At 71.8% G+C, this 7,231-nt stretch carries 7 protein-coding genes and 1 pseudogene; 6 read left to right on the top strand and 2 right to left on the bottom strand.

Going from position 1 to position 7,231, the window contains the following annotated elements:
• The 3 genes from GTW43_RS24615 to GTW43_RS24605 all read left to right on the top strand — a co-directional run.
• Positions 1-1,155 (top strand): MFS transporter (locus GTW43_RS24615; protein ID WP_161304215.1); only part of this gene is annotated, 1,155 nt, incomplete at its 5' end.
• Positions 1,156-1,199: 44 nt separating this feature from the next.
• Positions 1,200-1,634 (top strand): heme-binding protein, encoded by a 435-nt coding sequence (locus GTW43_RS24610; RefSeq protein ID WP_161304214.1) that lies wholly within the window; start codon positions 1,200-1,202, stop codon positions 1,632-1,634.
• Positions 1,635-1,726: 92 nt separating this feature from the next.
• A complete protein-coding gene (locus GTW43_RS24605) occupies positions 1,727-2,557 on the top strand; it encodes an aldo/keto reductase (RefSeq protein WP_161304213.1) in 831 nt (276 codons plus the stop codon).
• A gap of 147 nt (positions 2,558-2,704) precedes the next feature.
• Here GTW43_RS24605 and GTW43_RS24600 read toward each other — a convergent pair whose 3' ends face one another.
• Positions 2,705-3,013: a hypothetical protein gene (locus GTW43_RS24600; protein ID WP_161304212.1), complete on the bottom strand. Its 309-nt coding sequence runs from the start codon at positions 3,011-3,013 to the stop codon at positions 2,705-2,707.
• A 182-nt stretch (positions 3,014-3,195) separates the two neighbouring features.
• A complete protein-coding gene (locus GTW43_RS24595; RefSeq protein WP_161304211.1) occupies positions 3,196-4,212 on the bottom strand; it encodes a LacI family DNA-binding transcriptional regulator in 1,017 nt (338 codons plus the stop codon).
• Between the two features lie 310 nt (positions 4,213-4,522).
• Here GTW43_RS24595 and GTW43_RS24590 point away from each other — a divergent pair, with 310 nt between their 5' ends.
• The 3 genes and pseudogenes from GTW43_RS24590 to GTW43_RS24580 all read left to right on the top strand — a co-directional run.
• Positions 4,523-5,836 (top strand): extracellular solute-binding protein, encoded by a 1,314-nt coding sequence (locus tag GTW43_RS24590; protein WP_161304210.1) that lies wholly within the window; start codon positions 4,523-4,525, stop codon positions 5,834-5,836.
• A gap of 58 nt (positions 5,837-5,894) precedes the next feature.
• Positions 5,895-6,911, top strand: a complete 1,017-nt coding sequence (locus GTW43_RS24585; protein ID WP_161304209.1) for a sugar ABC transporter permease — start codon at positions 5,895-5,897, stop codon at positions 6,909-6,911.
• Positions 6,912-6,928: 17 nt separating this feature from the next.
• A pseudogene (locus GTW43_RS24580) lies at positions 6,929-7,231 on the top strand (carbohydrate ABC transporter permease); the annotation flags it as partial.

Here is a 7,231-nt window from a genome sequence, read left to right as displayed (position 1 = left end):
TTCGTGATCATGGGCGTGCTGCCCCAGGTCGCGGGCGACTTCGGCGTCTCGATCCCGACGGCCGGCTGGCTGGTCTCCGGATACGCCCTCGGCGTCGTCGTCGGCGCCCCGCTGCTGACCGTCCTCGGCACCAAGGTGTCCCGCAAGAAGATGCTCATGGCCCTGATGGCCCTGTTCGTCGTCGGGAACACGCTCTCCGCCCTCGCCCCCACCTTCGGCCTCATGCTGGCCGGCCGGGTCGTCGCCTCACTCGCCCACGGTGCGTTCTTCGGCATCGGCTCGGTGGTCGCCGCCGACCTCGTGGCACCGCAGAAGAAGGCCTCCGCCATCTCCCTGATGTTCATGGGCCTCACGGTCGCCAACATCGTCGGCGTCCCCGGCGGCACCTCGATCGGCCAGGCCGCCGGCTGGCGCGTCACGTTCCTGATCGTCGCCTCGCTCGGCATCGTCGGCTTCCTCGGCGTCGCCAAGCTCGTCCCCGAAACGGGCCGCCCGCAGTCGGTGAGCGTCCGGCGCGAGTTCGCCGCCTTCAAGAACGTCCAGGTCTGGCTCGCGATGGCGATGACCGTCCTCGGCTACGGCGGTGTCTTCGCCGCGATCACCTACATCACCCCGATGATGACCGAGGTCACCGGCTACACCGAGGGCGCCGTCACCTGGCTGCTCGTCCTCTTCGGCACCGGCATGTTCCTGGGCAACCTGATCGGCGGCCGCTTCGCGGACCGCCGCCTGATGCCGATGCTGTTCACCGCACTGGCCGGACTCAGCGCCGCCCTGCTCCTGTTCACCGCGACCGCCCACAACAAGGTCCTCGCCGCGATCACGCTCTCGCTGATCGGCGCCCTCGGCTTCGCGACCGTGCCGCCGCTGCAGAAGTGGGTCCTCGACCAGGCCTCGGCCGCCCCGACCCTCGCCTCCGCCGCCAACATCGGCGCCTTCAACCTCGGCAACGCGCTCGCGGCCTGGCTCGGCGGCATCGTCATCTCCGCCGGCCTCGGCTACACGTCGCCGAACTGGGTCGGCGCCCTGCTCGCCGGAACCGCGCTGATCCTCGCCCTCGTCGCCGCCGCCCTCGACCGGCGTGCGCGCACCGCGACCCGCGTCGTCACCGGCTCCGCCGCGGCCGAGCCCGCGCCGGTCCCGGCCGGCCGCTGACCACCCCTCCCACCGCCCCACCCGCACCCCCCGAAGGACCCGTCATGAGCACCACCGCCCCCGCCGTCGCCCCGCTGACCACCGCCGACGCCGAGACCCTGGTCGCGGCCGCTGCCGCTGCCGCCGAGGCGGCCGACGTCACGGTCAGCGTCACCGTGCTCGACGCCGGCGGACACCTCCTGGCCTTCCGCCGCGACGACCGCGCCGTCCTCATCTCCGGCGAGACCAGCACGCGCAAGGCCTACACGGCCCTCCAGCTCGACGCCCCCACGGCCGACCTGGCGCACCTGGTCACGCCCGACGGCCCGTTCCACACCCTGCCCACCGCCCTCGACAAGCCGCTCCTCTTCATCGCCGGCGGCCGCCCCCTGCACCGCGACGGACGCCTCGTCGGCGCCATCGGGGTCGGCGGCGGCACCCCCGAGCAGGACAACGACTTCGCCGCGGCCGCCGCAGGCACCGCCGCCCTCACCCGCTGACGGCGTTCCCCTCCCCCTCCCCCTCCTCCGTGACCCCCGATTCCCTCAGTACGACCACGGGCCCGGCCCGTACCCCGAAAGGCAAGCGCACCATGGCACCCACCACCGTCCCCACCGTCACGCTCAACAACGGCGTCACCGTCCCGCAGCTCGGCTTCGGCGTCTTCCAGGTCCCCGACCCCGAGACGACGGCCGCCGTCACCGCGGCCCTGGAGGCCGGCTACCGCAGCATCGACACCGCCGCGATCTACGGCAACGAGACGGGCGTCGGCCGCGCCCTCGCCGACTCCGGCATCGCCCGCGACGAGCTCTTCGTCACCACGAAGCTGTGGAACGCCGACCAGGGCTACGACGCCACGCTGCGGGCGTTCGACGCCAGCCTGGCCAAGCTGGGCCTCGACCACGTCGACCTGTACCTGATCCACTGGCCCACCCCGGCCCGTGACCTGTACCGCGAGTCCTGGAAGGCCATCGAGAAGCTGGCCGCCGACGGCCGCATCCGTGCCGCGGGCGTCTCCAACTTCCAGCCGCGGCACCTCGACCGCCTCGTCGCCGACTCCGACCTGGTTCCCGCCGTCAACCAGATCGAGCTGCACCCCGGCCTCCAGCAGGCCGAGCTGCGCGCCGCGCACGACCGGCTCGGCATCGCCACGGAGGCCTGGAGCCCGCTGGCGCAGGGCGCCGTCCTCCAGGACGAGGCGATCACGACGATCGCCGCCCGGCACGGCAAGTCCCCGGCCCAGGTCGTGCTGCGCTGGCACCTCCAGCTCGGCAACGTCGTCATCCCCAAGTCGGTGACGCCGGCCCGCATCCGCGAGAACCTCGACGTCTTCGACTTCGCCCTCACGGACGAGGAGATGACCGCCGTCGCCGCGCTCGACCGCGACCTGCGCACCGGCCCGCACCCCGACGAGCTCAACTGATCCAGGGCGGCGCGAGCGGTGCGGACCCGGCACTCCCGGGTCCGCACCGCTCCCGCGTCGGCGTCCCGCGCACGCCGAGTTCCGCTCGAACACCGCGAAGGCGGCCTCGCGGGGCCGGCAGCCCCCAGGCGTGGACCAGGTCCCGATTCAGGACGCGGCGCGCCCCTGCGGCACCCACCGCGGCGGCGCCGGTGCCGGAGCGAGCGGCTCCGCCTCCCGGCGCGGGCGACCGAGGCCCGTCGGGACGGGGCCACCCGGCGGATGCCTGCGCTCCCGCTTCCACTCGGCCAGGAGCGCGTCGTAGATCGGCGTCCCCGAGACGACGGAGGCCGCCGCGCCCGCCGCGGAACCAGTCGCTCCAGCGCCGGGCCCTCCCCCGGGCCCCCCGCCGGACCCGACGTCGCCGTCCGTCGGCACCGAGGGCGCCGCCTCCTCGGCGGAAACGATTCTTCCCACGTCCTTCATGGCATCCATGAACGAACAATCCCGGCCACGGGACATCCACCTTCCCGGTACTGACCGCAATCGACCCCTTCCGATCACGCACCGACCGGAAGACCCCGGAGGGTGACAGTCCGGGGCCGATCGACACCCCTGCACGAGCACCCGCGCCGGGGTGGCCCGGTAGCAGGAAGGCCCTACGACGAGTCGCGCACGATCAGTTCGGTCGGCAGCGTCAGCCGCTGCCGCTCCGCGTCCGGGTCCGCGATCTCCGCCAGCAGGATCCGGGCGATCGTCGCGCCGATCTCCTCGACCGGCTGACGCACGCTGGTGAGCGAGGGGTACGCGTAGCGGGCGATGAACGAGTCGTCGAATCCGACCACCGCCACGTCCTCCGGTACCCGCCGCCCCTGGCGGCGCAGTTCGAGGAGGGCACCGGCGGCCATGACGTCGGAGGCGGCGAAGACGGCGTCCAGATCGGGCGAGCGTTCAAGAAGTGATCGCATGGCGGCCGCTCCCCCCTCCTCGGTGAAGTCGGCGACGGCGACCCGGCGCTCGTCCGGCGCCACCCCCGCCTGCGCCATGGCGTCCCGCCAGCCCTGGAGACGGCTGCGCGAGACGTCCATGTCGAGCGGGCCCGCGATGGTGGCGACGGCCCGCCGGCCGCGCGCGAGCAGATGCCGCCCCGCCGTCCGGCCACCCTCCCGGTTGTCCGAGCACGCGTGGCTCAGCGATTCCTCCGGCGAGCGCCGGCCCGCGAGGACGGTGGGCAGTCCCAGGTTCTCCAGGATGCCGGGCAGCGGGTCCCGCTCGTGCACGGAGACGAGCAGCACCCCGTCCACCCGGCGCTCGGCGACGTGCCCGGTCAGCTGGTCCCGCTCCTCCCTGTCCCGGACGAGGACCAGCTGGAGCTGGGTCCTGGTGTCCCGCAGCGCCGCGCTGACCCCGCGGATCACGGCGGAGAAGTAGGGCTCCGCACCGAGCCGGCTCTCGGACTCGGGGATGACCAGGGCGATCGAGTTGGTCCGCCGGGTGACGAGGCCGCGCGCCACCGAGTTGGGCACGTAGCCGAGTTCGGTGATGGCGCTGAGCACCGCCTCCCGGGCCGCGTCACTCACGAGCTCCGAGCCGTTGATGACCCTTGAAACCGTCGTCCGGCCCACGCCCGCCCGGGCCGCCACGGTCTTGATGGTCGGCCGGTCCTGTCCCCCCATGTCGCTCTCCCGGTTCGCTGCTGGCTGCACGCCGTTCACCTGCGCATTGTGCCAGAAGGCGAGGTCAACGAACGGGAGCGGACCCGGAGTTCGACTGTCGTCCGCGGCGCGCCCTCCCGCAACAAACCGCCTTCAGGTTCTTGACACACGCCGCGCGGGGCGGCCAGTCTTCCGTTCACCTGGGAACGTGCCCACCCCGAGTTGGGCACGTTCCCACCCTCGATTGGGAACGTGCCCACTTCTGTCTCACATGTCGGCTGGACGGCCGACGCCTGTCTCCGGTGCGCCGGAGCCGCCTGGGAGGACACACATGAAGACGATCCGGAAGTCCCTGCGCCGCAGGGGCACCGCCCTGCTGGCCGCGAGCGCGGCGCTCGGCCTGCTCGCCGCGTGCGGAGGCGGCGGCAGCTCCGGCACGGGCGGCGGCGTCAAGGACGGGAAGACCACCATCACCATGGGGCTGTACGGGGTGATGGGCTTCAAGGAGACCGGCCTGCTCGACGAGTACATGAAGCAGCACCCCGACGTCGAGATCAAGGCGGACATCGCGGGCGACGAGCAGACCTACTACACCGCGCTGCAGACCCATCTCGCCGCGGGCAGCGGGCTCAAGGACATCCAGGGCATCGAGATAGGCCGGGCCAAGGAGCTGGTCGACACCCGCGCGGACAAGTTCGTCGACCTCGCGAAGGTGCCGGGCACCGATCACTTCCTGCCCTGGAAGCAGAACCAGGTCACCGGCAAGGACGGCAAGGTGATCGGCCTCGGCACCGACATCGGCCCCATGGCGGTCTGCTACCGCAAGGACTACTTCGAGGCCGCCGGTCTGCCCACGGACCGCGAGGCGGTCGCCCAGCTGTGGCAGAACGACTGGAAGAAGTACGTCACGGTCGGAAAGCAGTTCAAGAGCGGCTACAAGGGCGGCAAGGTCGCCTACATGGACAGCTCCAGCGGGCTGTTCAACGCGATGATCTACGGCGACTCGCAGCAGTTCTACGACAAGAGCGGCAAGCTCGTCTACCGGACGAACCCCACGGTGACCGGCGCCTGGGACCTCGCCTCGCAGGCCGCGACGTCCGGACTGACCGCCAAGCTGCGCCAGTTCCAGCCGGGCTGGGACCCGGGCCTGGCCAACGGCACCTTCGCCACGACGGTGTGCCCGGCGTGGATGCTCGCCCACATCAGCGAGAAGGCGGGCCCGAAGAACAAGGGCAAGTGGGATGTCGCCAAGGCGCCCAAGGGGGCCAACTGGGGTGGTTCGTTCCTCGGCGTGATGGAGCAGAGCCCGGTCAAGGAGGAGGCGAAGAAGCTCGTCGCCTGGCTGACGGCGCCCGAGCAGCAGGCCCGTCTGTTCGACAAGATCGGCAACTTCCCGTCCTCGCAGAAGGCGCTGGCGGACCCCGCGGTGGCGGACGCGAAGTCCGCGTACTTCAGCGGCGCCCCGATCGGCAAGATCTTCGGCGCCGCCGCCCAGGAGATCCCCGACGAGCAGGTGCTCGGCCGCAAGGACGGGACGATCAAGGACATCTTCTCGCAGGGCCTGAGTCTCATCGAGTCGCAGAACAAGAGCCCGGAGTCGGCCTGGAAGACGACCGACGAGCGGATCACCAAGGCCGTCGGCTGACCTCCCGTCCCCGTACGCGGCCGCGCGGCCCGTCACCCTCCCCACGTTAGGACCCCTCGTGTCCCCTCAGACCTCGACCACCGGGCCGGGCACGCCTCCCGCCGCGGACCCGGCCGGACCCGCCCGGCCGGCGCCCGCGGGCGGGGAGCGGCGACGGGCCGGCCGCCGCAGCACCCTCCTGCACCGACTGGACGTGAAGGGGGCGCCGTACGCCTTCGTCGGCCCGTTCTTCGTCGTCTTCGCCGCGTTCAGCTTCTATCCGCTCCTCTACACCGCCTGGATCTCGCTCCACCACGTCGAGCTCGCGACGATGGACGTGATGGACTGGGTGGCCCTCGACAACTACACGGCGCTGCTCCAGGACGAGCGGTTCTGGAACGCCCTGCGCAACACGATCACGATCGGCGTCCTGTCGACCGTGCCGCAGCTGCTCATGGCGCTGGGACTCGCCCACCTGCTCAACTACCGGCTGCGCGGCTCCACGTTCTTCCGGGTCGCCGCCCTGACGCCGTACGCGACGTCGGTGGGCGCGGCGGCGCTGGTGTTCACGATGCTCTTCGAGCGCGACTTCGGCATGATCAACTGGGTGCTGAGCCTGGTCGGCATCGACCACGTCGACTGGGAGAGCAACAAGTGGGCGGCGCAGACCGCCATTTCGACGATCGTCATCTGGCGCTGGACCGGGTACAACGCGCTGCTGTACCTGGCCGCGATGCAGGCGATCCCGCGGGACCGCTACGAGGCGGCGGCGATCGACGGCGCCTCGCGCTGGCAGCAGTTCCTCAAGGTGACGGTGCCCGGGATCCGGCCGACGATCGTCTTCACGATCGTGCTGTCGACGATCGGCGCGACGCAGCTGTTCGGTGAGCCGCTGATCTTCGGCCAGGGCCCGAACGGGATCACCGGCGGCGCCGACAACCAGTACCAGACCCTCGGCCTGCTGCTCTACGAGGAGGGCTGGAAGAACTACCAGATGGGGCGGGCAGCGACGGTGGCCTGGGCGATGTTCCTGCTGCTGATCCTCGTCTTCCTCGCGCAGCGCCTGTTCAAGCGGCTCATGTCGCGCCCGTCCTGACCTGGAGACGTATCCCCATGACCACCGACACGCTCCGGCCCGCCCACGGCGTCCGCTCCGCCTCCTCGTCCGGTGGCCGGCGCCGCGGGCCGCGCCTCGGCCGCCTCCGGCCGGGCGCCGGCCGCCAGCACCACGCCGGGCCCGCGACCTATGTCCTGCTCGCCGTCGCCGCCGTGGTGTCCCTGTTCCCGCTGTACTGGACTCTGGTCGCGGCGTCCCAGGACAACACCCGGGTCACCCAGACCCCGCCGCCCTTCCTGCCGGGCCCGCACCTGTTCGAGAACCTCGGCAAGGCGTGGCGGGACGCGGCACTCGGCAAG

Source organism: Streptomyces sp. SID5785 (assembly GCF_009870065.1).
Lineage (GTDB): Bacteria > Actinomycetota > Actinomycetes > Streptomycetales > Streptomycetaceae > Streptomyces.
Note: the sequence above shows the minus strand (reverse complement) of the source record. Positions and strands in the feature narration are given on the sequence as shown.